We start from the raw sequence: 2,065 nt of genomic DNA, 5'->3' as shown, positions 1-2,065 counted from the left end.
GTATTGTTGATTCGTATCTGCACCACAACCGCGTTGCCGGTGCGCTGATCGGTTTCCAACAAAACTTTATCGGCGAGGGCAACCGTTTGGATTGGAACGGCCACGAAGCGGACGGCGGTACCGGCTACGGTATGGCTGTGGTTGCGGGCAGCTACAATTACGGTGTCACATACCGTAAAAACACGACCAACCACAACTACCGCAAAGGCTTGGATGTGCATGATGGTACAGGCATTGTCATTGAAGACAATGTGTTAACAGGTGACCGGCTGTATGGTATTGCTGCTTACAACCGCCAGTTTTCTATGGATAAAGTCAAAATTACCGGCAATACCATTATCCAAGACCCGAGCTTCCGCTTGAATGTTGATGATGACTTGGGCAAGTACTATCACATGTATTCAGGTATCCAGGTGCAAACCAATACCCAATACAAAGATTTGCACTCGGCTAACAAAGGCTATTTCGATATCAGCAATAATGTCATTAAAAATCTGACGGTTTATCAAAACAATATTCAGACTTACGCGATTGAGTTCCGTAACCATGAAAGCAAAATGGATTACACGCTCAATATGGCAAATAACAAGATCAGCGGCGAATCCACCAAATATCTGATTGCCGTCATCAACGATACCTACGACCGCGTTTTATCTAAAAACGGCATTGGCAGCGGTACTATTACCATTAGCGGCAATGATGCCGATATCGGCAAGATTATGAAAGGCGCGGTGCCGGTTTATGTGGAAGAACACCATGGCAATGTCGCTATGCATGGTGCGGTGACCATTCACAACAACAAAATTTCCGTGCGTGAAAAATCTGACGGCTATGTCGAATTTGCTTATTTGAAAAGTAATGCCAAAGAGTACAACATCACTAATAACACATTGAAACTTGGTGGTGCCCTGGATGATGTTTTGGTAGACGTATACAGTACCAACCCTAAGGGCAAGGCATCTTTAAATGTAGCCAACAATAAAATCATGACGGACATCAAAGACGAACTGTATGATTCATGGCTGCGCTTTGAAAATAACATCAAAACGTATTCAGAAGGCAATAGCCATAATGGTGCAGCACTGACAAAGGTGAATACGACCGGCAGTAAAGTTGCCTTGAGCGATATCTTGTCAGAAGCCAACTATATTGTCGCAACAACTAAAGATGCTGTGTATCACCATACTAAGAATGTGTATACATCAGGAGTGGAAGAACATCATACAACGACAGGGATTTTGTAAGCTGTTGAAGCTGTAATCTTTATGGTCTAAATATCGATAAATAAAAAAAGGCCGTCTGAAAATTTTCAGACGGCCTTTTCATCTAACTCACATTATTTAGCCAGTTCGGCACGCAGTTTGTGGGTTACATTCATCATCACTTGGAGTTGTTCCAGAGTTTCTTTCCAGCCACGGGTTTTCAGGCCGCAGTCTGGGTTAACCCACAGACGTTCAACCGGTACAACCTCGATGGCTTTGCGCAACAGGTGCTCAACTTCAGCTTCAGTCGGTACGCGTGGGCTGTGGATGTCGTAAACACCTGGGCCGATGTCGTTCGGGTATTTGAATTCGCCGAACGCAGTCAAGAGCTCCATATCGGAACGTGAAGTTTCGATGGTGATGACGTCAGCGTCCATGGCGGCGATGGCAGGCAGGATGTCGTTGAACTCAGAGTAGCACATATGAGTGTGGATTTGGGTGCTGTCTTCGCAACCGGTAGAGGACAGGCGGAAAGATTCACCGGCCCAGTTCAGGTAGGCATCCCAATCGGCACGTTTCAAAGGCAGACCTTCGCGGATGGCAGGTTCGTCAATTTGGATGACTTTGATACCGGCTTTTTCCAGATCCAATACTTCGTCGTTCAGAGCCAGTGCGATTTGTTTGCACACGGTAGCGCGAGGAATATCGTTGCGGACGAAAGACCATTGCAGAATGGTTACAGGGCCGGTCAGCATACCTTTCATCGGGCGTTTGGTCAGGCTTTGAGCGTAAGTAGACCAAGCAACAGTCATGGCTTCAGGACGGCTTACGTCACCGAAGATGATAGGTGGTTTAACGCAGCG

Annotated in this window: 1 protein-coding gene and 1 pseudogene; one reads left to right on the top strand and one right to left on the bottom strand. The window is 46.4% G+C overall.

Features of this window, described 5'->3' with window-relative positions:
• Positions 1-1,244, top strand: a 1,244-nt coding sequence (locus ACTHUM_RS12210; protein ID WP_440402981.1) for a right-handed parallel beta-helix repeat-containing protein, incomplete at its 5' end; no start/stop codon positions are given.
• 92 nt (positions 1,245-1,336) lie between these two features.
• Here the strand turns inward: ACTHUM_RS12210 and ACTHUM_RS12205 are convergent.
• Positions 1,337-2,065 (bottom strand): annotated as a pseudogene (locus tag ACTHUM_RS12205) (5-methyltetrahydropteroyltriglutamate--homocysteine S-methyltransferase); the annotation flags it as partial.

The organism is Neisseria sp. P0021.S006 (assembly GCF_051956895.1).
The sequence above is the reverse complement of the archived record's forward strand: the minus strand, read 5'-3'. Positions and strand labels throughout refer to the sequence as shown.